Here is a 21,160-nt window from a genome sequence, read left to right as displayed (position 1 = left end):
CTTTTCGCCTGCCGTCAATCGGAATGATTCCGATTTATTTTTTCTATAAAAAAGGATGCAATTCAGAAGAACGAGAAAAGAAACGTTTTGTAAGCTCGGAATCGCTTCCTAGGGAAATACAAGCAGGAGCGACCCTGCAACGAAGTGTACCGGCGCGATGCTTGTCCCAGGAAAACGATTCGAGCTAAACGAAAGAGCGTAACCTTACTACTGACTTTGAATCGGTAAATCCCATGTCGAGCCAATCAAATCCGTGATCCGCTCCGCTGCCTCGTGAGAAAATCCGGCGATCGTGTAATGATTCGTATCTGCAATCACATGATACATTCCGTTCGGTAAACTGTCGGCGAACGCAGCGTGAGCCGCATTGATTTGTTCGGTCAATGCCGGGTTCAACCAACTTTCTGGCATACCACCCGCCCAGTTCGAAGCGGACAGGACGAGGACCGGCTGCGTCACGTCTTCGATCAACGAAAGAATCATCTGATTGTTCTCCTCTACCGATTGCCATTCATCGAGCGTTCCCCGCCAATGCCCAGGTGCCGCAAAATGCTGCCACATCGGCAATTGATCAGCCTCCGGTAAGACACTAAACATCTTTTTTCCCAGACGGTCAGGAATCATCCAAGCAATCGGTCGGATGTGACTAAGAAAATAGAGGAATCGATTCCACTCTTCTTGCGTTCGTTCGTACCAGTTCGGCAATGCCGCATCGACATCCGGGTGCGACGGATCAAGCAAGACGATGCCGCGTGTCTCGTCTGCAAATAATTGTCCACTCGCGAGCGAAATATAGGCTCCGAGCGAGTGACCGATGAATACATACGGTACTTCGACTCGAAGCATCCGTAAAACATCTGCCAACTCATCCGCCTGATGCGTAAAGAGCCGTTTGTTTTTGCCACGACTCGACCGACCATAACCGAGACGCGAATATTCAAAGACCCGTCCCCGTTTCAATAATTCAGTTCGGAGCCAACCCCACTGATGCCGATTCGACATCATCCCGTGATCGAGGACGAATGTGACGTCCCCACTTCCCGTCAACCGGGTATCAAATCGACCGGCTGATGTTTCGACGATATATTCCATACGCTATCCCTACTTCCATTCATTCAAATAACGAGATCGCTAGTTCGTACCCAAGGATGTTCAAGTAATCAAATAACTGGGATCGATGATGATAGAGATGCACGGCTGCTTCGATCGCCCAGCCGTTCATCGAGTCGGTAACCCCCCAGTACGTCGGACGCGTCAAAAATCCGACCGTGACTTTTTCTTGATAGACCCGAAAGGCTTGATCGATTCGCTCTGATAACTGATTGCACATGACCGGTTCCGCATAAAATGCCTGCATCGCTTCTGCCGTCGCTCCTTCTGAGAGCATCAAATCGGCTTCAAGCAATACAGCGAGATGGACGGCGACTTCACCGACGGTCCGCTTCCCGGGGATCGGTTGCGCGTTCCAGTCCTTTGCTTCGATCTTCTCAAACAAGACTTTCGACGTCTTCACACCAACACTGACATGGCGAATAAGGGCACGTTCCCAGTCAGTCATGCGCGTTCCCCCAAGCAATTGCGCGGAGTTCGAGTTCCTTGACAAACGCATCCTTACCGGCGATATAGGCTTCGATATCAAGCGGATATGTTGTCGCTAACTGTTCCTTTAATGCCCCGTAAGCAGCGGCTTCTTCTGGATGTTTGCGTAAGTAATCCCGGAAGACGAGATGGCGCTTGATATCAGGATCTCCCGTCGCATAGAGATGGATGTGATGCGTCCGTTCGTCTCCGCCTTTTCGGTAATAGCGGCGCCCCGGCATGCCGAATTCACCCTTCGCTTCGTAACCGAGTGCTTCCATCGGTTCATCAAACTGCTCGATTTCCTCGAGCGCATCGACGACAGGCAGGATATCGATGATCGGTTTTGCCGCGAGTCCTGGAACTGATGTACTTCCCATATGATGGATTTGCTTAAGACGTACTCCGAACACCTCCCGTAATCGGTCCGCTTCTCGCTCGTATTCACTCGCCCATTCTGATTGATAAGGTAACACAATGACTTGTCGCATGATCGTCTCCCCCTCTCATCTCAGTATGCCAGTTTTTAGGGTAAAACAAAACGACCATCCGTTTTGGAGGTCGTTTTGCTACATATGATGTTAGAGAAGTGTTAGTCCTTTAGATAATCAAACAGTTTCGCCGGTCCACCGAGTCGGAGATCAGCGATGATATGCTGAGCATCGACGACCTTTCGAACAGGGAAGTCAGCGAGTGGTGCCATGACATGTTCAAACAATTGAAGCCGAGCCGGTCCACGGTATGCTTCTTTAATCTCAAGATCCGTGATTTGACTGCGTGTCAGTTCAGAGATGATCAACTCGCCTTGATAACCGCGATGTTGTTTGAGCATGAACTGCGGCGCACCGACAATTGACTGTGCCTCTTCGACTGCCATCGGAACGTATTTGTATCCCATCGTCGCTTGTGCAACGCGGAGCGAATGATAGTCAAGCGTTCCAACGAGTACATCATTGTCTAGATACAATCGGGGTGAACCATACTTCTTCGGAAAAGCAGCTACTTCTCGACCAGAGGCGATCGCCGGCTGATTATTGACATACATCGATAGGTAGAACTCACCGATTTCCCCTTGATACCGAACCGGAATGACTTGCCCGCACTCAAGATAACTCCCAAGACCGGTGCTATCTGGCATATTGATGATCTCAAACTTGATTTGATTGCTCAGCACCTCAAGCGGTTCCGGAACGACTGCTTGTAACGCTTCGATGTCCGTCTCATAGATGATGTTCAAGTATTCCCGATTCCGAAAGAAGATATCGACCGCCGGAAAGACTGGTGCATTGATCGGCGTCGCTACGACGTTCTTTACATCGCTTTGTTTCATTTGAATTCCTCCTTTATGCATTCAATAATGTGTCAAAGCGTGCGACACTTGTTTCAAAATCAGGAACTGTCTTCGCTGCTTGCGCTTCTTCGACGATTTCTTGAATGAGTGAGTTGAACGGCGGTTTGATATCGTACGTCTTGCCGTACATCGTGACGATCCCATTAATGAAACGAATTTCGGTCGGTTGACCTTTTTGTAAATCCTGCAACATACTCGCTTCTAAGTCGCGTGATCCGTGCATCAATCGTGGTACAGTGATCAATTTTTTATCGATATCGTCTAATGTCGCATAGGCTGCCGGCTCAAACGTACTCATCATTGCGAATGTGATGCCGTGGGCGTGACCGACCTCAACAACTTCCTTCATTGTATGGATTGCTGCCCGTAACAAGACAGGATGATCGAGAACGTCGCCGTACGTACCGTTACACGCAGCGGATAACCCGCTGAACGTACTATTGATGACGAGTTTTGACCATTTCGTCCCCGGTAGATTATCAGAGATTTCTGTCCCACCGATGTGATCAAGGATTTCCTTCAGTTGGACGATCCGGTCCGTCTTCTTCCCGTCCAGTTCACCGATTTGCATCGCATACGTCTTAAAGTGCTCGTAATCTGATGTCAGGCGTGACTCGCCTGGTCCGACGTATGTCGCTCCGAACTCGACAGATCCCGCAATGATACGTTCGCTTGGAATCTGTTGTTGAATGAACTCTTCCGGTACACCGTTTTGCAAGGAGACGAGAATGCCGTCTTCCTTCAAGATCGTCCGCACTTTCGCGAGGACCGGTTCATTGTAGACCTGCTTCGTCAGCAATAATATGATATCGTACGTCTCTGTGATGTCATCCGGATGAATTGCATGAACAGCTTGCGTTAAATCCGGACCAATGACGTGTGCCCCTGTTGTGTTCAGTGCCTCAATATGTGCACGGTTCGTATCAATCAAATCGACACCCGCATACTGTTGACTTAGATAAGCTCCCATGATGGTTCCAAGGGATCCTGCTCCGTAAATTCCGATTTTCATTTCTATCACCTCTGGTATATACGGTATACTAGTTTCATCATAAACAGAAATATATATAATTATATGTTTTGATAACCTATAGGTTATGTCAGGAGGGTATCATGGAACTCTTACATTTAAATTATTTTCGTCACGTTGCAGAGGAATTGAACGTAACGCGTGCTGCCGAACGATTATTCATCAGCCAACCTGCCCTTAGTGCGACGATCAAGAAACTCGAGCGTGAATTGAACACGATATTATTTCATCGAAAAGGCAGAACGATCAGTTTGACTGAAAATGGTCGACTGTTACTTCAGTCTGTCGAAAAAATCGAACACGAGTTGACACGTGTTCAGGAACGAATGGTACGAAACGATGCATCAACGGAAACACCACTCAGTCTTGCCAGTTCACATGGTCGCTTCATCCAATTGATTCTACGGGAGTTTCTTCTTCCACAAACTGCTCCCTTGTTCAACTCGGACATCCTCTCGAACCGTGAAATCCTGAGCGGTCTCCTTCATCAAGAATTCCATTTCTCAATCAGCTTCATGGAACTCAAACATCCGCTCATTACGAGTGAACCAATCGTGGAAGAGGAGATCGTCATCACCTACCCTGCTTCCTATTCAGAGAAAGAAGCGATTACAGCACTCTATACGGATGCAACGGAGACTGCCTTTTTGTTTCCCTCCCACAATAAGGACTACAACCGCTTCATCCAATTGAAGATGGCGGAACTGAACATCTATGCCGATACCACGCACTACATCGATGATGTCTCACTTCAGCTCGCCTTACGCCAGCAACGGTATTACAGCTTTGTTCCTGTTTCCGTTTGTCGGGAGATGGGACTTCCCTTCATTACGGACGATGTATTTACAGTAAAGTCACGACTCTACATGTCGCATGCGACGGATCAATTGACGGTCGAACAAGCAATCATGTACGAACGCATTAAACTGTTTCTACTTTCGCAACGCGCATATCTAATCAAATAAAAAGAGGCTGGGACATAACTCAGTTTCACAAACGAAAGGCCCTCGAAACGTGTAGTCGTTTCGAGGGCCTTGTTCTATGACGAAAAACCGATTCTGAATAAACAAATAAGGACAACCTCTGATAAAGTTAAAGTGACCAAACCATAACCATCGGAGGTGCCCTTATGTTTAAAGATTATAACATGAACCAGCTGGTTCTGCCCTTAGATTTAGAAGTTCGTCTTCAAGAAAATGATATCGCGTTCGCTGTCCATCATCTCGTCGAATCCATTCCGGATGATGTTTTCGATCCTTTCATGCGGACGACGGGATGCCCTGCTTATCATCCGCGGATGATGATGAAAATCATTTTATGTGCCTACACACAGTCGGTCTTCTCCGGTCGGAAGATTGAGGGATTACTATCCGATAGTCTGCGGATGATGTGGCTAGCGCAAGGGAATGCGCCGAGCTATCGTACCATCAACCGTTTTCGAGTGCATCCCGCAGTCACTCCAATCTTGAAGCAAGCCTTCGTTACCTTCCGTTGCCATCTCGTCGAGATGGGAGAAATCAATGAAGAAGCCATCTTTATCGATGGTACAAAGCTAGAGGCGAATGCGAACCGATACACCTTTGTTTGGCGGAAATCGATCGAACGTCATAGTTCGTCTCTCGTGGACAAATCGAATCGTATCTATGACAACCTCGTCGAACAAGACATCCTACCGGAAATTGAACGAGAAAGCCCGGACGAGCTCACTCTCTCAGAACTCGAACACATGGGTGAAGCTTTAGACGCACATATCGCTTCCATCAACCAAAAAATCGAGGCGAGTTCGGATACCCAAGAAAGAAAACGTCTACGTTCTGAACGGAAGGAACCACGTCTCCTTCGAAAGGAGATTACAGATTTCATCGAGCGTAAACAGAGATACGCCCTCTAAAAGAGGACGCTCGCTGGACGGAACAGCTATTCGAAAACAGACACAGACGCGACGTTCATGCGAATGAAGGAAGATCATATGCAAAATGGACAACTCAAGCCAGGCTATAACGTTCAAATCGCGACCGAAGGACAGTACACACTCGCTTATGATATTTATCCGAATCCGACGGATGCCCGGACGTTACTCCCCTTTTTAGATGAGATCAGCTCATATTTACCACTACCACCGCATATCGTTGCGGATGCCGGCTATGGGGGTCAGGAGAATTATCAGGATATTCTGATGCGCCGAGGGCGCATTCCACTCATCCCTTATACGATGTTCGAAAAAGAAAAGTCTCGAAAATGGCGCAATGATCCATTTAACACAGCAAACTGGTCTTATGATGAAAGGTCGGATCGTTTTGTGTGCCCTAATGGACAGGACGTAACATTCCATTACATGTCCAAGAGAACAGATCGGTACGGATTCACGCGTGATTTCAAGGTGTATGAAAGCGAAGGGTGTGATGGCTGCCCGTTTCGCTCCCGTTGTACCAAGGCCAAAGAGGGTCGTCACCGACAGGTACACATAAACACTTCATGGGAAGAACAAAAAGAACAGATGAAAAATGGCTTTCAGATCAAAAAACAGGATCCCTCTATGCGAAACGGAAGATAGACGTGGAACCAGTTTTTGGATATCTGAAGGCTAATTTGAGTTTCACTCGCTTTTCTGTGAGAGGAAAAGCGAAGGTGAAGCGTGAGCTCGGCTTCATCCTCATGGCCGTAAATTTAAGAAAATGGCTCATCCAAAGCGTTGCCCGAAGGGCAACTTGACGCGAGACAATGAAAAAAGAAGGAATTGCACATCCTGAGTGATGGCAATTCCTTCTTCTCGTTAAATTCAGCTAGTTATGTCCCAGCCTCTTTTTCATATTACTTCGTGATGAAGTAGCGTGATTGATCAAGATGATCCTTCGCTGTATAGATGTTGAGTTTATATGAGCCGTTCGTCAATGCCTGACGCATCTTCAGAACGTAGTTCCCGTGCTGATCCGCCACGTCTTGAGCAATCAATTGATAACCAGACTCTGTTTTTTGGTAGAGGCGGACGATTTGACCGTGTACGTACCTGTCGTTAGACCATTTTTGACCGCAATCTTGAAGCCGCTTGCCGTCGTTTTCGCTTTCGCGATTTTTGTTGATCCTTTATAGAGCGTCACGTCAAGACCTTCCGTTGCTTTACCGCGGAGGATAGTTGATCCGTAAACTGCTGATTTTTTATCGATCGCCGGTGTCGCAACGACACCTGTTCCGACCGTGACGTTCGTTTCTGTTTTCATGAAGCTGAGTTCTGAGACGATCGTCAACTGATCACGCAATTTAAGCGGACGTGTCACGACTTCATATTGACCCGCTTCGTTTGCTGTTGCTGTTCCAAGGACTTTATCGCCGAGTTTGACCGTGACTTTTGCGCCCGGAACGGCTTGACCTGTGACGACTTTTGCACCTGGTTTAACTGCTTTTGCCGAGACCGTGAAGTCTTTCATCGGCACATTCATGTTGAATTTAAGGAACGTACCTGTCTCACCTGGACGTGTTTCACCTGTATTTGTGATACCTTCATACCGCTTGACGTACGGTGCAGCTGCAACCGCTGAATCAAAGCTGACCGTCATCGGTTTGCTTGCGACGAGTGACCAGTTGTCGTCCGCTTTATAATCAACCGGTTGTTTCGCTTTGATGAAGTCTGAGATGACGTTACGTGTTTCGTAAGCCGATTTGTAGACGATGTTCTTTCCGCCGCCAAGACCCGGGAACGTCGCACTGCCTGCGCGATAGTTGTTCGTCGCGACGAGGAATTCTTGGTCGTCTGTGATCGCTTTGCCTTGATACTTGATGTTTTGAACACGACTTGCATCTTTATTGGCGACACCACCGTTATAATCGAATTTCGCCGGTTTCGTGATGTCGATTTCATACGTCAGTCCATCGAGGATATCGAAGTTGTAGCTCCGGAATTCTTTGTTCAACAACTCTGTCTGCTCACCACCAACTTGGTTGAATTGACCGGCAGACATCTCGAGCCAATCTTTGACGTCAGCACCTGTTACTTTGACGACTTCGAGTGTATTCGGATAAACATAGAGATCGGCGACGTTCTTGAGTGCGATCGGTCCCTTTTTGATCAATGTGTAATCGGATGCGTTGACTTGGTTACGACCACCTGTTTTGAATGGTGCACCTGCTGATAACAACGGGAGATCTTTATATTTCGCAAGATCCGCATTTTCTTTGAGTTGTTTCTCGACATACCATTTTTGAGCATTCGTCACGAACTGAACTGAATCATCATCTTGTGCAAGAGCGAAGAAGCTCTGGATATCATCATTGATCGTACCGACTTCTTGACGAATATAAGCGAGTGTTCCTTCATGCGCTTTTTCAATCAATTTGACTGCACCTGCATCTGCTGTCGTGTCTTTCGTCACGTCCGCTAATTTAGCGCCAGATGTATCAACGACCCATTTCCCGTCAACTTGCTTCAATTGAAGATCGATGACACCGACGTTTTTCCCTTGCGTGTTCGCCATGACGACCGGCTTGCCATTGATCAAGCCGTTCGTTGCATCAACGTTTGGTAGTTTATTAAACGCCGAATCGGCTGCCGGGAATTTGCCGTGCTGGTGACCTGTCATCAAAACATCGATGTCTGCGACTTTCGTCAACGCGTAACCGACATTCTCATCGCCATCTTTTTGATCCACAGTATCCCCAATACCTGTATGTGCGAGCGCAACGACGACGTCTGCGCCTGCATCTTTTAATTTCTTCGCTGTTGCTTTAGCAGTTGGGACGATATCCTCTGCTGTGACTTTCCCCGTCAGGTTCCCCGCATCCCATGCCATGATTTGTGGCGTGACGACTCCGAACACACCAACCTTGACTGTTTTCATGTCACCGTTCTGGTCTTTGACCTGACGTTCGATGATTTGATAGTCTTTTCCATCTTTGTTGTAGTCTGCGACGATTGGCTTTTTCGTAACGGCATCCAATACGTTCGAGTTGACGAACTTGATTGAACCGCTCGAAGCACTCATCGCTGACTTAAGGAAATCAAGACCGAAGTTGAATTCATGGTTTCCGAGCGTGACTGCATCATAACCAAGGTATTCCATCAATTCGTACATCGGATGTTTGCCTTTGTTTCCTTTGTCGTACTGATTTTTCACGTAATCACCAAACGGCGTTCCTTGAAGAGTATCCCCGTTATCAAACAAGAAGCTATTCGTTACGCCCACTTCCGTTTGTTGCTGTTTGATGACTGTAGCGGCTTTGACAAGACCGATCGTCTCGTCCTGTGCATCCTTGAAATAATCGTAGTTCATTGAGTTCGTATGTAAATCCGTTGTTTCTAAGAAGCGTAACTTGACGACACTGTTGTCGGCAGCAAGTGTCTTGACTTGAACGACTGGTACGAGCATCGGTGCGATCAATGTCGATGCGATGACAAGTTTAGTAGCTTTTTTCATATGGATTTCCCCCCAGGAAGTTTTAACTGCTTCATTAATTTAGCATGGTTCGATTATAGCTAATAGTCCTTTCAAATAGGTCGGACATCCGTCTTATTTAACCTACTTAATCAATTCCAAATACTGGCTTTACATTGTTGATTTTACCTTTACAAATCAGGTTCACATGGTAAAAAAAGGAGATGATACAAATGAGATGAACCACATAAAAAAACGATACATTTCAGGACATGAACCTGAAAACGTATCGTTTATAATTGATGTAGAACGTAATTGTTCATTCTCAACTCCTACAGGAAAAGAAAGCACGTTTTTCGCTTTCGTCAGGGTCAGGTGAGACCCGGTAGACGAAACATAGTTTAGGATACCGCGGCTTATCCGACTGTGGAAAACGAAAATGACAGAAACGTTCTTCGATCAGATTCATGGCATAAGATTTTCACCACTCCACGTCCCTTACACCGTTTTCTCTGGTTTCCGCCGGACGACATAACCAAGAATTCCACCAAGTAACGCAAGTCCTGTTGCGAAAAGAACCGTCCAACCTGCCGTCTGTTGAGCGAACTCGAATAAGACGTCACTCCGCCACTTCATCGCGAACTGAACATATGAAGCTTGACTGACGATGAAGCTGATGACACCGATCGCGATCGCAAAAATGAATGGGTCGATGATCGCCTTGAAACTCCGGATACTACAGACGAAGTAAATCACAAATGTCACGAGTAACAACACCCAATACGCACTCTCACTTGAGATGTTTGGTGCCGTCGTTCCGGCCGATTCAGCATCAATTGCTTGGATCGTCTGTCGTGCGACACCGTAATCAACAGGATCAAGCTTCAATTGTGTCGCTGATAAATCAGGACGTTCTCCACCGACTAACGTCAACAATTGTTCCGTCACCCGATTCGTATCAATCCCATCGACAACTTTCTGAATCGAGTCATTGAGCTGTTCCGTTGAAGTCTCCCCGTTTAGCATCGAGACCGGGATTTCCGCATTCGCTCCGAGGACGTCTGCTTGATACACGACTTGTCCACCATGAATCCAGTCATACATCCCTCCACTTCCGGCGTTCAGACTCGCAACGGTCAATGCCGTTCGTAGTGAGGAATCACCGTCATACTCCGCTTCGTCCTGCACCGTAAAGACAAGTTGGAGCGTACTCGCGAACATCAAAATCAGCAAGCTGGCACGTCCGGCAGCTGTCAGACCGGATAACTTTTGCGGGAAAAACGCCATCCAACCAAGCAGACTGACGACAAGAAGCGGTAAGATCCCGCTTATCGCATAGCCGTCTTGTAACGCAAGGAACGGGACATCGTTTCCGCGTCCGGCAAGGACGAACCAGATGATCCCGACCGTTAAAAAGAAACTGACCGATCGAATCGTCCAACCGAGACGACTTGCCTTAATCCGTAACACTAAAAATAACAGGACGATCAATCCGATACCAAAAACAGAATAAAGCAACGTGCCGTAAGAGACATCGAACGTCAATGGCGCGAGGACTTGTTTTAAGTCAATCCCAAACAACGATAAGACGTCGCCGGCAGAACTTGCATCCAGCACCTGATTGATGATCCCTTCTCGGACTGCGCTCGGCATCGTGATCGACAGCCCACCGACGAACAAAAGCATCAACGAAACAGTGATGTCTGTTTCTTTCCATGTGATATCCGCCTGTTGCATCTGCTTCACGAGATCCTGATAGTCTGAGGATGAGGTGATTTGTGAAGTCAAAAATGCCATCACACCGTAGATGACACCGAAAAAGATGAGACCGATGAGGACGCCATACAGGACGTCCCAGACGGAAAACCGTCGTTGTTTCCTTTCTTGCCTTGACTCCATCCCATTTCCTCCTTTTTATGTCTGATGTTTGAATATTCCTGCTACAACGAAACCAAAAACATCAAATTCATTCAACAGCCATTATATCCCACCTTTTCTCTGACTGTCTCCATCGATTTCCAAAACAAAAACCGACTTCTCAGAGTGAGAAGCCGGTTGAACGATCTTTTGCCATAGTATTTTTTTCTCTATTAGATGCCTTCGTATGCTTGTTCCATGATCGTCCGTAATTCAGCGACAAGCGGCATCTTTGGATTCGCTATCGTACATTGATCTTCGAAAGCATCGACTGCCATCTTATCGAGTTTTGCCTCAAAGTCTGCTTTTTGAATACCTTGCGCCTTGAATGACATCTTAATGTTGAGACGTTGTCCAAGATCGGCAACTGCTTGAATAAGTGATTCGACCCCTTGTTCTGTCGTTGCTGCCGGAAGACCGAGGTAACGTGCGATGTCGGCATACCGTTCATCGGCGACGAATGATTCGTATTTTGGGAATGCTGCCAGTTTCGTTGGGCGTGACGCATTATAACGAATGACGTGTGGCATCAGGATCGCGTTCGTCCGTCCGTGTGGTGTGTGGAATTCCCCACCGATTTTGTGCGCGATCGAGTGGTTGATTCCGAGGAAGGCGTTCGCGAAAGCCATCCCTGCCATCGTTGACGCATTGTGCACTTTTTCCCGAGCTTCTGCGTCAGATCCGTTCTCGTACGCTCGTGGCAAGTAGTCAAAGATCATCTTGATTGCTTTGAGTGCCAGTCCATCCGTGTAGTCGTTCGCAAGAACCGATACGTATGCTTCTGTTGCATGAGTCAAGACGTCCATTCCGGTATCAGCAGTAATCGAAGCCGGTACAGTCATGACGAATTCCGGATCAACGATCGCGACATCGGGTGTCAACGCATAGTCAGCAATCGGGTATTTGACGTTTTTCTCTTTATCCGTGATGACGGTGAACGGTGTCACTTCAGAACCCGTACCCGACGTCGTCGGAATCGCGACGAACTTCGCTTGACGACCGAGTGTCGGGAATTTGTAGGCACGCTTACGGATATCCAGGAATTTTTGACGCAAGTTCGAAAACGTTTCGTTCGGTTGTTCATAGAAGAGCCACATTCCTTTCGCAGCATCCATCGCTGACCCACCACCAAGAGCGATGATCAAGTCAGGTTTAAAGTCACACATCGCTTGGGCACCTGTCTGAACAGTTGTCACCGATGGATCTGGTTCGACTTGGTCGAAGATTCGGTAACTGACAGACTGTGGCAAGTTTTGAATCACTTTATCGGCATATCCGAATTGCACCATCGTTGGATCGGTGACAATCATGACGCGTGAGACGTCAGTCATTGACCGGAGGTACTGGACGGAGTTCTTTTCGAAGTAGATTTTTTCAGGAACTTTAAACCATTGCATGTTCACGCGTCGTCTCGCCACCTTCTTGACGTTGAGTAAATGTTTCGCTGTTACGTTTTCAGAAACAGAGTTTTTCCCGTATGATCCGCAACCGAGTGTCAGTGATGGTGTCAACTCGTTATAAAGATCACCGATTCCGCCATGAGCAGATGGGCTGTTGACGAGAATCCGGCAGGCTTTCATGCGGAGTCCGAACGCTATCATCAAGTCATCGTTCGTCGTATGAATGACGGCGGTATGACCGAGACCCCCGATTTCAAGCATCTGTTCAGCAATCGAAAACGCTTCTTCGGTGGATGCAACGCGGTACGCACCGAGTACGGGACTGAGTTTTTCATGAGACAGTGGTTCTGCTGCTCCAACGTGCTCGAGTTCCGCGACGAGCATGACCGTCGTTTCCGGAACATCGATCCCAGCTTTTTCTGCAATCCATGTCGCAGGTTTCCCGACGATGTCCGCGTTGACGGCACATGTATCGGTTTTGATGACGAGTGATTCGAGGCGTTGTTTTTCTTCCGGTGTACAGAAGTAACAACCGAGTGCTTCCATTTCTGCACGGACCGTTGCATATATTTCTTGGTCAACGATGACGGCTTGCTCAGACGCACAAATCATCCCATTATCAAACGTTTTTGAGAGAACGAGATCGCTGACTGCCCGTTTGACTTTTGCAGATTGTTCAATGTAGCAAGGAACGTTTCCTGGTCCAACACCGAGTGCCGGTTTACCTGTTGAATACGCTGATTTGACCATTCCTGCTCCACCTGTCGCAAGGACCATGGCGATTTTTTCATGGTTCATCAAGACTTTCGTTGCTTCAAGTGATGGTTCCTCGACCCACTGAATACAGTCTTTTGGTGCTCCCGCTTTGATGGCTGCATCGCGAAGTGTTTTTGCCGCTTCGACGGAACACCGTTGTGCCGATGGGTGGAATGCGAAGACGATTGGGTTGCGCGTCTTGATCGCAATCAATGCTTTGAACATCGTCGTCGATGTCGGGTTCGTGACCGGTGTGACTCCACAGACGACACCGACCGGTTCAGCGATATACGTAATGCCATTTTGAACATCTTCTTCTAGAATCCCGACCGTTTTTTCATGACGTAAACTATTGTAGATGTATTCTGTCGCAAACATATTTTTAATCATCTTATCTTCAAAGACACCGCGCCCTGTCTCTTCTGTTGCGAGACGAGCGAGTTCGACGTGCCGTTCAAGTCCGGCAAGTGCCATATCACGGACGATCGTATCAATTTTTTCTTGATCGAATGTCAATAACTCCTGTAATGCACGTTGTCCTTTTTCAACAATTTGTCCAATTGCTTGTTCGACCGGCGTTGCCGTCGATTTTGTTTTTTCTTTCACAGCCATGAGTGGTTTCCTCCCTGTCGTGGAACGAATCTGAGTTTGATTTGCCAACCATTATGTCAGGAATGCCAAGCTGTTTTTCAATAGTTTGTGCTTTCCTTCACAAATCAATCATAACTCCTTTTTCCTGTTTTGTGCATGACCATCCTGTGAATTCCCTCACATCATTGGTAACGTTTACATCTATTGTGAATTCTTCTTTTTCGTCATTTTGCTCTATATACGAAGACGTGTGCGATTTATCACACCCGCATTTTCATGACTTGATAGCCGTTTCATCATCTTGTATTCTGATTATGGGGTACATATTAAGAGCTACCACTAAAGGAGGACACTTGAATGTCAGTTGTACAGGAAATGTTAGCTTTCAACGAGCGATTCGTCGCTGAAAAACAGTATGAGCAGTTCGTCTCGGATAAGTTCCCGGACAAAAAGGTCGTCATCCTGACGTGTATGGATGCCCGCCTAACGGAACTTCTTCCACACGCACTCGGTCTTAAGAACGGGGATGCGAAGATCATCAAAAATGCTGGTGCTATCCTATCGCACCCATTCGGTTCCGTCATGCGTTCAATTCTCGTCGCGTTGTATGCACTGGGTGCCGAAGAAGTCGTCGTCATCGGTCACCACGACTGCGGCATGAGCACGATTGATCCTAAACACATGATCAGTGAAATGAAGGATCGGGGTATCGACCAACAGATTCTTCACACGCTTGAAGTATCAGGTGTTGATTTAAATCAATGGTTGCGTGGCTTTACGTCAGTTCAGGAGAGTGTCGCCCACTCTGTCAGCCTCGTGAAGAACCACCCTTTACTGCCACCTGGTACGAATGTCCACGGACTCGTCATCGATCCAGGAACCGGTAAACTCGACATCGTCGATTGCTGATTGCTCTCTATAGAAGAAACTCAACGAGATTTGGATATTCTACTCCATCTTAAATTAAAGATAACGTGCCATTTTCTTTTAAAAGAGAAGGATGGCACGTTTTTTTGTGTGAGCCATTTTTAGTGATCAAAACGCTTTTCATCTCATGCTTCCGGGTATAAAAAAAATGTGACTTTTTATGCAAAGCTAAAAAGCCTATCGTGAAGTCCTTTAATACGAGGTCAGACTTTTATCCTTGACAGTGTTCCACCATGGCTGTAAGATACTTTAGTATAGTGCAGTGATAACAAAAGAAAGTGTGGTTTTACCGAATGATTAACGCCGTATTGTTTGCCGTCTTTTTACTATTCATCTTAGCGATCTTCCGCGTCCACATCGTGCTCGCGATGGTCATCAGTGCGTTCGCCGGCGGTCTCGTCGGCGGTCTCGATTTAACGAAAACAACCGAAGCATTTGCTGGTGGTCTTGGCGATGGGGCAGAAATCGCTCTTAGCTACGCGATGCTTGGTGCGTTTGCTGTTGCCCTCTCGAAAACGGGCTTACCGGATGCTCTCGCTCACGCATTGATTGCACGTTCACGTGGTAACGCAAGTGCCGCATCGGTCAAGAAATTAAAAGGATTCGTCTTGTTTGCGATTCTGTTACTCGCAATCAGTTCACAAAATGCTTTACCGATCCACATCGCCTTCATTCCGATCATCATTCCGCCGCTTCTTGGTCTCTTTTCTCAGTTGAAGATGGACCGACGTCGAATTGCGATCATCATGACATTCGGTCTCGTCACACCGTACATGTTCTTACCGATCGGATTCGGAGACATCTATCTGAATCAGATTTTACTGAAAAACCTTAAAGCTAATGGTCTTGATACGACGGGAGTTTCTGTCATCGAAGCGATGGCGATTCCAGCACTCGGAATGGTCGTCGGTCTCTTGATTGGTCTTTATACGTACCGGAAAGAGCGGACGTATGAAATTCGTGATATCGCCCCAGACGACTATGAAATCCCGGTCATCACGAAAACGAAACTGATCTTAAGTGGTGTCGTCGTCATTGCGACATTGATCGTTCAACTGCAGACGGAATCAATGATTCTTGCTGCAACGACGGGACTCATCCTCTTCTTGTTGCTTCGTCTCGTTCGATTCAGTGAAGCGGATGACGTCATCACGCGTGGTATGCGGATGATGTCATTCATCGGTTTTGTCATGATCTCAGCGAACGGATTCTCGAACGTCTTGCGTAAGACGGGTGATATCGAACCGCTCGTTGAGAACTCAAAAGCATTGATGGGCGACTCCCAACTTGTTGCCGCGTTCGTCATGCTCTTGATCGGTCTTCTCGTCACGATGGGCATTGGATCAAGTTTCTCAACTGTTCCAATCATCGCTGCGATCTTCGTTCCACTTTGTATCCAGTACGGCTTCAGCTTAGAAGCGACGGTTGCGATCATCGGGACAGCTGGTGCTCTTGGTGACGCTGGTAGCCCCGCGTCAGACTCGACGCTTGGACCTACGAGTGGTTTGAATGCCGATGGTCAGCACGATCACATGCGTGAAACCGTCATTCCGACGTTCTTGCACTACAATATTCCGTTGCTCATCTTCGGTACGATTGCTGCGGTCGTGTTATAAAAACAAGACGGATTCGCTATCATGGTGGATCCGTCTTTTTAATTGTCTCCGTTTTTTTCCTTTTCATTTGATCTTCGGTTCTCTAAAATAAAGGAATGTACTGATTACAAAGGAGTTGTCTTACGTGTTATCTCAAATCGTCAACCAGATTTTGCTTTCACTTGCCGATCTCGGATATTTCGGTATCGCCCTCGGGTTGATGATTGAAATCATACCGAGCGAAATCGTTCTCTCATACGGCGGATTCATGATTTCTCAAGGAACGATTAGCTGGCCACTCGCTGTCGTCGCCGCCGTCATTGGCGGATTGTTGTCGCAATTGTTCTTATATTGGTTTGCTCGCTATGGCGGTCGTCCATTGATCTTGAAGTACGGAAAGTATGTCCTGATCTCTGAACATCATCTGGATTTAGCTGAACGCTGGTTCTTGAAGTACGGTCAAGGTGTCATCTTCGGAGCTCGCTTCATTCCTGTCGTCCGCCATGCCATCTCGATTCCAGCTGGTCTTGCGAAAATGGATCAAACGAAGTTTTCGCTCTACACGGTTCTTGCCATCATTCCATGGTCAATCTTGTTCCTCTATCTTGGAGAAACACTCGGAACGAACTGGCGCTCGATCAAGGAAGTCGCTGCACCATATACGAATGGTGTTTTGATTGCTGCCGTCGCCTTAATTATCGTCTATTTCTTCTATAAACGCCGTCAACGGTCGGTTTAACTCATCAAGCAGTCTGTCTGTCGACGGACTGCTTTTTACAACACACAGGAGGTCCTGCCATGCTCACATACCCGCTCGCCCATTTCCCGCTACGTCGTTTGACCGCATCCTATCGTTCTGGAAGCCCGGTCGCGACTGGCATCACTGTCGACGGACATATTTTAATCGTTGAAGAATCGATCGATGAATTTCGTGAAACACAGATCCTCTCCATTCATCAACTGAAGGATGACTGGCGAAAGACGACGATCGTCGAAAGAAACGACATCGACTTTTCCCTCGTTGATCGTTTTCCAGACGGACGGCTGTTACTCGTCGCTACTCGTTGTGATGATGATATCGACGGCACATGGTTGCCAAACGCCTTTATCTACGATCCTCAAGGTCAGTTACTGAATAGCTTTTGTTTAGACGACGGGATTCAAAATATGCAAATCGACGAACAAGGTTGGATTTGGGTCAGTTATTTTGATGAAGGTGTCTATGCCGATGCCGTCACGAGTTCAAATGGCGCTTTCGGTCTGGTCGCTTTTGACGATACAGGTGAAGTGCAGTATAAGAATCGGCAATATCCGATTGATGATTGTTATGCTCTGAATGTCTGTTCATCAACAGAAGTCTGGTTCTTCTACTACTCCGATTATCGTTTCGTCCGTATTAATCAAGAGGACGATCTCGTTTGTGAGGCTCCTACGATCGCCTTTTCTCAGTTCGCTCGGTACAATGACCATCTACTTGCTGCATACTCTGATGACGTACAATTACTTGAACGAAATGGAACACGTTTTAAGAGCATTCGTTCGATTCGTTTCATGACCGAACAAGGAAATTCTCTGTCAGGTGACCTTACAATGCGTGATGATTTGATCGTCTTAGCAACTGCTGAGCATCTGTATTTTGGTAGACTAGGTCAACAACTCGACACTCTACTAATGAGCGAATGAAAGCTGTTACATATTTGTTTCATGAATATCTGATTATTGAAAACTCTATTTCAAATTTTCAAAAAGACTAGCCGAGCCCTATCCGAGGATAGTATACTCAGCTTTATAGTTCTTACGACAAGTTGTCTGAACATTATGACGTCACAGATTTTTTTGGGGGAAACGATGAGTTCGAATTTGAAACGAGATTTAACAGCACGACAGGTACAAATGATTGCGCTCGGAGGAACGATTGGTGTTGGTCTCTTCCTCGGGGCATCAAGTACGATTGCTTGGACAGGACCATCAGTCTTACTTGCGTACATGCTAGCCGGAGTTTTTATCTTTTTCATCATGCGGGCACTCGGCGAGATGGTCTACACCCATCCGCACAGTGGATCATACGCAAAGTTCGCAAACGATTATATCCATCCAGCTGCTGGTTTTTTAACAGCAAGCAGCAACATCTTCAACTGGGTCGTCGTCGGAATGAGTGAAGTCATCGCCGTTGGAACGTACTTACGCTTCTGGTGGCCTGAACTACCAACATGGATTCCAGGGATCGTCGTCATCATTCTCTTGACGCTCGCAAACCTTGCTTCCGTCAAGATGTTCGGTGAACTCGAGTTTTGGTTTGCTTCGATCAAGATACTGACGATTCTTCTGATGATCGTCGCTGGATTCGGCATTATTTTCTTTGGACTAGGGAATGGAGGAAATCCAGTCGGTCTTTCGAATCTTTGGACAAACGGTGGATTCTTCACAAACGGTTTCACCGGGTTCTTCTTTGCCCTCTCGATTGTTTTCGCCTCTTACATCGGTGTCGAGTTGATCGGAGTCACGGCTGGGGAAACAAAAGATCCAGAGAAAAACATCACGAAGGCGATCAATGGTGTCGTCTGGCGGATTCTGATTTTCTACGTTGGAGCGATTTTCATTATCGTCACGGTGTATCCGTGGAACGAATTATCCGATCTTGGAAGTCCGTTCGTTGCGACATTCGCCAAGGTCGGTGTGACGATTGCTGCCGGCATCATTAACTTCGTCGTCATCACGGCCGCTTTATCCGGTTGTAACTCAGGAATCTTCAGCGCCAGTCGGATGATCTATGCATTAGCGGAAAAAGGGCAAATGCCGTCTTTCTTCTTAAAGGTCAATAAACGTGGGATTCCGCTCTATACAGTTCTAGCCATTTCAATCGGGATTTTCTTTGGTGTCATTCTCGATATCATTCTCCCGCACGTTCTCGGAAAGGATACGAACATCTTCGTTTATGTCTACAGCGCTTCGGTACTACCAGGGATGGTGCCGTGGTTCGCGATATTAATCAGTCATATCCGTTACCGAAAACTCGAAAGTGAACGGACAGCCTCGCATCCGTTCAAGATGCCAGGTGCGCCGGTGACGAACTATTTATCGATCGTCGCGCTGATCACAGTACTCGTCGGCATGCTGTTCAATGACGAGACACGCGTCTCAATCTTAATCGGAATCGCCTTTTTGATTTTAAGTACGATCTACTACATCGTAAAAGTACCGAAAATCGAAAAATAAAACTGTTGCTACTCCTCTCATGACACAATGAGAGGAGTTTTTTTCATTCACTGTATTTTTATTTTGAAGTCACATATTATTCATGATAATCGTGATTTCCCGAACGTCTAAAAACAATTTAACGACAGAAAGGAGAGATGAAATATGAACGGATTCAATCGTTTCCTGCTCGTCCTAATCGGTGTTCTCAGTTTAATCAGTGTCGTCAGCATCTGAACAGTCGTCGATTTCCCGGCACCGTTCGGTCCAAGAAAGGCGAAGATTTCCCCTGCTTGCACGTCAAACGAAATCCCTTTGACGACATCCTTTCCATCGTACGTCTTCGTCAAGTTCTCGACATGAATCATCTTCATTCCTTCTTTCCCTGAATTCCAAGTCATGTCCAAGATTTTCCCGTTTTTTCTGTTCTCGAATCAAAAAAACTTTTATACAGATGGCGTAACGTACAACCATTCTACACGAACTATTCAGCGATTTTTGCATATAAAAACGCGCTCTCAAAAGAGAACGCGAGATTAAAACATATACCTATTTCATACCTGAAATATTGTATCCTTCGATGATGTACTTTTGGAAAATCATGAAGATGATGATAATCGGGATGACCATGAATGTAGCTCCAGCCATTTGCAATCCGTAATTCCCACCATGTTGCCCCTGCAGTAACGCTAAGCCAACAGATAGAGTGTACAATGATTCGTCATTCGCGATGATGAGTGGCCATAAGAAACTATTCCATGCTCCAATGAATGTTAAAATTCCCTGTACCGCCAGAATGGGTTTTGACATCGGAAGAACGATTGAGAAGAAAATACGCCATTCACTTGCTCCATCTAGTCGAGATGCCTCTAGCAGCTCATCTGGAATCGTCGTCATGAATTGGCGAAATAGGAACACGCCGAACGCACCAACTAATCCAGGTAAAACGATTCCTGTCATGGTATTCGTTAACCCCATTTGATTAAGCATTAAATAGACTGGAATCATTGTTACTTGACCCGGGATCATCATTGTAGCGAGTACTCCAATGAATAATAACTTACTCCCTTTAAAACGAAATTTGGCAAATCCATAACCAGCCATCGCCGTTAAGAGTAGACCGAAAAACGATGCTAATACAATCAAAAGTGTATTTTTCAAATAGGTCAAAAAGTTTAGGTTCACGAATAAATTAACGTAATGCTCAAAAGTTAGCTCTTTTGGCCAAATCGTTAGCGGAAGTGCTAAAATTTCTGCATCCGTTTTTACTGAAGAAAGAACCATCCAAAAAAACGGTAAGAGAAAACAAAGACCTAGTAACGTCAATACCGTTGCAAGACCCCATTGAAAAGTAGACTTTTTTCGTCTTTTCTCCGGACGTACGATTGGCGAAAATCGAGCTTCCTTGCCTGTTACAACTACAGGTTTTTCTTTCGGAATCATCGCCTCGTCCT

16 protein-coding genes and 2 pseudogenes are annotated in these 21,160 nt (G+C 46.6%); 7 read left to right on the top strand and 11 right to left on the bottom strand.

From position 1 onward, the window contains the following. Window positions 1-207 precede the first annotated feature (207 nt). From ACY2IG_RS06530 to ACY2IG_RS06510, 5 genes are all read right to left on the bottom strand, one after another. Window positions 208-1,092 (bottom strand): alpha/beta fold hydrolase, encoded by an 885-nt coding sequence (locus ACY2IG_RS06530; protein ID WP_462618510.1) that lies wholly within the window; start codon window positions 1,090-1,092, stop codon window positions 208-210. A gap of 19 nt (window positions 1,093-1,111) precedes the next feature. Continuing rightward, window positions 1,112-1,558 carry a DinB family protein gene (locus ACY2IG_RS06525; RefSeq protein WP_462618509.1) on the bottom strand — a complete coding sequence of 149 codons (447 nt, stop codon included), beginning with the start codon at window positions 1,556-1,558 and terminating at the stop codon, window positions 1,112-1,114. Then, window positions 1,551-2,069 carry a GrpB family protein gene (locus ACY2IG_RS06520; RefSeq protein WP_462618508.1) on the bottom strand — a complete coding sequence of 173 codons (519 nt, stop codon included), beginning with the start codon at window positions 2,067-2,069 and terminating at the stop codon, window positions 1,551-1,553. The genes ACY2IG_RS06525 and ACY2IG_RS06520 overlap by 8 nt, the downstream gene beginning before the upstream one ends. A 101-nt stretch (window positions 2,070-2,170) precedes the next feature. Continuing rightward, window positions 2,171-2,908 (bottom strand): acetoacetate decarboxylase, encoded by a 738-nt coding sequence (locus ACY2IG_RS06515; protein WP_462618507.1) that lies wholly within the window; start codon window positions 2,906-2,908, stop codon window positions 2,171-2,173. 13 nt (window positions 2,909-2,921) lie between these two features. Continuing rightward, window positions 2,922-3,941 carry a ketopantoate reductase family protein gene (locus ACY2IG_RS06510; protein WP_462618506.1) on the bottom strand — a complete coding sequence of 340 codons (1,020 nt, stop codon included), beginning with the start codon at window positions 3,939-3,941 and terminating at the stop codon, window positions 2,922-2,924. Between the two features lie 101 nt (window positions 3,942-4,042). Here ACY2IG_RS06510 and ACY2IG_RS06505 point away from each other — a divergent pair, with 101 nt between their 5' ends. Together ACY2IG_RS06505 and ACY2IG_RS06500 are read left to right on the top strand one after the other, a co-directional pair. After that, the gene (locus ACY2IG_RS06505) at window positions 4,043-4,924 is read left to right on the top strand and encodes a LysR family transcriptional regulator (protein ID WP_462618505.1); all 882 of its coding nucleotides are present in this window, start codon (window positions 4,043-4,045) and stop codon (window positions 4,922-4,924) included. A gap of 164 nt (window positions 4,925-5,088) precedes the next feature. Next, window positions 5,089-6,638: pseudogene (locus ACY2IG_RS06500) on the top strand (IS1182 family transposase); the annotation flags it as partial. Window positions 6,639-6,770: 132 nt separating this feature from the next. Here the strand turns inward: ACY2IG_RS06500 and ACY2IG_RS06495 are convergent. The 4 genes from ACY2IG_RS06495 to adhE form a co-directional block, all read right to left on the bottom strand. Next, entirely contained in the window at window positions 6,771-6,911 is a 141-nt protein-coding gene (locus tag ACY2IG_RS06495; RefSeq protein ID WP_462618504.1) for a hypothetical protein, read from the bottom strand. Further along, the gene (locus tag ACY2IG_RS06490; protein ID WP_462618503.1) at window positions 6,908-9,367 is read right to left on the bottom strand and encodes a bifunctional 2',3'-cyclic-nucleotide 2'-phosphodiesterase/3'-nucleotidase; all 2,460 of its coding nucleotides are present in this window, start codon (window positions 9,365-9,367) and stop codon (window positions 6,908-6,910) included. Before ACY2IG_RS06490 ends, ACY2IG_RS06495 begins: the two co-directional genes overlap by 4 nt. A 456-nt stretch (window positions 9,368-9,823) precedes the next feature. Continuing rightward, on the bottom strand, window positions 9,824-11,224 hold the full coding sequence (locus ACY2IG_RS06485; RefSeq protein WP_308101312.1) for a hypothetical protein: 1,401 nt from the start codon (window positions 11,222-11,224) through the stop codon (window positions 9,824-9,826). 191 nt (window positions 11,225-11,415) lie between these two features. Then, window positions 11,416-14,010, bottom strand: coding sequence for a bifunctional acetaldehyde-CoA/alcohol dehydrogenase (adhE, locus tag ACY2IG_RS06480; protein ID WP_462618502.1), 2,595 nt, complete (start codon window positions 14,008-14,010; stop codon window positions 11,416-11,418). 336 nt (window positions 14,011-14,346) lie between these two features. Here adhE and ACY2IG_RS06475 point away from each other — a divergent pair, with 336 nt between their 5' ends. The 5 genes from ACY2IG_RS06475 (at window position 14,347) to ACY2IG_RS06455 (ending at window position 19,727) form a co-directional block, all read left to right on the top strand. Continuing rightward, on the top strand, window positions 14,347-14,898 hold the full coding sequence (locus tag ACY2IG_RS06475) for a beta-class carbonic anhydrase (protein ID WP_290787498.1): 552 nt from the start codon (window positions 14,347-14,349) through the stop codon (window positions 14,896-14,898). A gap of 314 nt (window positions 14,899-15,212) precedes the next feature. Beyond that, window positions 15,213-16,532 carry a Na+/H+ antiporter family protein gene (locus ACY2IG_RS06470; RefSeq protein ID WP_035409669.1) on the top strand — a complete coding sequence of 440 codons (1,320 nt, stop codon included), beginning with the start codon at window positions 15,213-15,215 and terminating at the stop codon, window positions 16,530-16,532. A gap of 124 nt (window positions 16,533-16,656) precedes the next feature. Then, the gene (gene uptA / locus ACY2IG_RS06465; RefSeq protein ID WP_035408496.1) at window positions 16,657-17,250 is read left to right on the top strand and encodes an undecaprenyl phosphate transporter UptA; all 594 of its coding nucleotides are present in this window, start codon (window positions 16,657-16,659) and stop codon (window positions 17,248-17,250) included. A 59-nt stretch (window positions 17,251-17,309) separates the two neighbouring features. After that, complete coding sequence (locus tag ACY2IG_RS06460) at window positions 17,310-18,194, top strand: hypothetical protein (RefSeq protein WP_462618501.1); 885 nt, start codon at window positions 17,310-17,312, stop codon at window positions 18,192-18,194. 165 nt (window positions 18,195-18,359) lie between these two features. Beyond that, window positions 18,360-19,727, top strand: a complete 1,368-nt coding sequence (locus ACY2IG_RS06455) for an amino acid permease (RefSeq protein ID WP_290749534.1) — start codon at window positions 18,360-18,362, stop codon at window positions 19,725-19,727. 191 nt (window positions 19,728-19,918) lie between these two features. On the opposite strand, the pseudogene ACY2IG_RS06450 reads toward ACY2IG_RS06455, so the two are convergent. Together ACY2IG_RS06450 and ACY2IG_RS06445 are read right to left on the bottom strand one after the other, a co-directional pair. Further along, window positions 19,919-20,074 (bottom strand): annotated as a pseudogene (locus ACY2IG_RS06450) (ATP-binding cassette domain-containing protein); the annotation flags it as partial. A gap of 181 nt (window positions 20,075-20,255) precedes the next feature. Next, window positions 20,256-21,149, bottom strand: a complete 894-nt coding sequence (locus tag ACY2IG_RS06445) for a carbohydrate ABC transporter permease (RefSeq protein ID WP_462618500.1) — start codon at window positions 21,147-21,149, stop codon at window positions 20,256-20,258. Window positions 21,150-21,160 lie beyond the last annotated feature (11 nt).

It is taken from the genome of Exiguobacterium sp. EF_C8 (genome assembly GCF_054956715.1).
The sequence above is the reverse complement of the archived record's forward strand: the minus strand, read 5'-3'. Positions and strand labels throughout refer to the sequence as shown.

Coding starts and splice junctions, on each gene's coding strand:
- ACY2IG_RS06530 (WP_462618510.1), bottom strand. CDS start 1,092: ATGGAATATATCGTCGAAACATCAGCCGGTCGATTTGATACCCGGTTG.
- ACY2IG_RS06525 (WP_462618509.1), bottom strand. CDS start 1,558: ATGACTGACTGGGAACGTGCCCTTATTCGCCATGTCAGTGTTGGTGTG.
- ACY2IG_RS06520 (WP_462618508.1), bottom strand. CDS start 2,069: ATGCGACAAGTCATTGTGTTACCTTATCAATCAGAATGGGCGAGTGAA.
- ACY2IG_RS06515 (WP_462618507.1), bottom strand. CDS start 2,908: ATGAAACAAAGCGATGTAAAGAACGTCGTAGCGACGCCGATCAATGCA.
- ACY2IG_RS06510 (WP_462618506.1), bottom strand. CDS start 3,941: ATGAAAATCGGAATTTACGGAGCAGGATCCCTTGGAACCATCATGGGA.
- ACY2IG_RS06505 (WP_462618505.1), top strand. CDS start 4,043: ATGGAACTCTTACATTTAAATTATTTTCGTCACGTTGCAGAGGAATTG.
- ACY2IG_RS06490 (WP_462618503.1), bottom strand. CDS start 9,367: ATGAAAAAAGCTACTAAACTTGTCATCGCATCGACATTGATCGCACCG.
- ACY2IG_RS06485 (WP_308101312.1), bottom strand. CDS start 11,224: ATGGAGTCAAGGCAAGAAAGGAAACAACGACGGTTTTCCGTCTGGGAC.
- adhE (WP_462618502.1), bottom strand. CDS start 14,010: ATGGCTGTGAAAGAAAAAACAAAATCGACGGCAACGCCGGTCGAACAA.
- ACY2IG_RS06475 (WP_290787498.1), top strand. CDS start 14,347: ATGTCAGTTGTACAGGAAATGTTAGCTTTCAACGAGCGATTCGTCGCT.
- ACY2IG_RS06460 (WP_462618501.1), top strand. CDS start 17,310: ATGCTCACATACCCGCTCGCCCATTTCCCGCTACGTCGTTTGACCGCA.
- ACY2IG_RS06455 (WP_290749534.1), top strand. CDS start 18,360: ATGAGTTCGAATTTGAAACGAGATTTAACAGCACGACAGGTACAAATG.
- ACY2IG_RS06445 (WP_462618500.1), bottom strand. CDS start 21,149: ATGATTCCGAAAGAAAAACCTGTAGTTGTAACAGGCAAGGAAGCTCGA.